We start from the raw sequence: 1494 nt of genomic DNA on the forward strand, positions 1-1494 counted from the left end.
CGTCTTCGACCACATAGGGGCGACTAACCTCGTTGAGCAAGTCGAGAATCGAGCGATAGGGAATCCCGGCATAGTCGTGCGCAAATTCAACCGGCTCTTGGAGCGTCAAACACATATCGAGGCGTTCCACCATACGTTGTGTACAGGGGATCGTATCGCACAGCACGGGGTAGCGGCCGTTCTCTAACGCGAGCAATAACTCGCGGTTGAGCTCGCGCTCCAACGTCTCAAGCGCCTCAAGCAACTCTTTATAAGGCGCTTTCATCGTGGATTCCAATTATCAGCCGGCGGACGCAATGCATCGAACTCGGCGAGGGCATTCCGGAGTTCGTCCAGGCCACGCACCTGAGTCGCCGTCATGCCCAACTCACGGGCGGCATCGACGCACTCGGGGTTGTCGTCGAAGAAACGCACCTGGCCGGGCACCACGTCGAGCGCGCGACAGACGAATTCGAAGGCTTCGGGATCGGGCTTGCGTGCACCGATCTCATGCGAGGCAAACGCCCTCTCGAAGGGCACATCGATACGGTAGTCATCGATCAGCCGCCGCCAGTGAACGGGGTTGGTGTTGCTGAGTATGGAGCGACGATAGGTGGGGCGGATGCGCTCGACCAATGTCATCGCACCCGCATAGGGACCACGCATCCAGTCATCGAATACTGCCAGGAATGCCGCCGGCGTCATGTCCAGCTCGAGTGCCTCGAGTGCCGCCCGGGCAAAGCGCATGCCATCGTCCCCACCCGTTTCGAACGGCGTGATCGCGTCGAAGCCCATCCAGAAGCGCCGGGCCTGCTCGGTATCGAAACGTCCCTGAGTCAGCTCGACGAGCCCGGATGTGCCACGCCAGTCGACCAGCACCCCACCAGCGTCGAACAGCAATACCGTTTCATCGGTCATTCGCCTCTCCCCGTTCATGTCGACCCTCAGCATGGTGCATGATCACCACCCGCTCAATCAGCGCCGCAGCTTGCACCAGACACCAGCGAATCCGCCCCCAGCTCAGCGATGGAGCGCGCTCCGGTGAGCGTCATCGCGACCCGCATTTCCTTCTCGAACAGCTCGAGCAGATGGGCCACGCCCGCCTCCCCGGCAGTGGCGAGAGCATAGACGAAGGCCCGCCCCAGCAACACGGTATCGGCACCCAAGGCGATCATGCGCACGACATCCAGCCCATTACGCACGCCGGAATCGGCCAGGATGGCCAGATCGCCCTTGACCGCGTCGGCGATGGCCGGCAAGGCACACGCGGTAGAGGGCACTCCGTCGAGCTGACGACCGCCATGGTTGGAAACGACGATGCCATCCGCACCGAAGCGAACCGCGTCACGGGCGTCTTCGGGGTCGAGTATCCCCTTGATGATCATCGGGCCGTCCCAGAATTCGCGAATCCATTCCAGGTCCTTCCAGGAAATGGCGGGATCGAAGTTGTTGCCGAGCCAGGCGATATAATCCTCGAGCCCCGTCGGTTGGCCGCGATAGTCCGAGACGTTGCCC

3 protein-coding genes are annotated in these 1494 nt (G+C 61.8%); all 3 read right to left on the reverse strand.

All coding sequences use genetic code 11. The features are described 5' to 3' along the window. A partial coding sequence (locus OP495_RS17775; RefSeq protein ID WP_280571103.1) for a hypothetical protein occupies positions 1-265 on the reverse strand: 265 nt, incomplete at its 3' end. Then, entirely contained in the window at positions 262-897 is a 636-nt protein-coding gene (locus OP495_RS17780; protein WP_280571105.1) for an HAD-IA family hydrolase, read from the reverse strand. The genes OP495_RS17780 and OP495_RS17775, both read right to left, overlap by 4 nt. 53 nt (positions 898-950) lie before the next feature. Continuing rightward, on the reverse strand, positions 951-1494 hold a 544-nt coding region (locus OP495_RS17785), incomplete at its 5' end, for an alpha-hydroxy-acid oxidizing protein (protein WP_280571106.1).

Origin of the sequence: Chromohalobacter sp. 296-RDG (genome assembly GCF_029889885.1) — a bacterium.
Classification (GTDB): Bacteria; Pseudomonadota; Gammaproteobacteria; order Pseudomonadales; family Halomonadaceae; genus Chromohalobacter.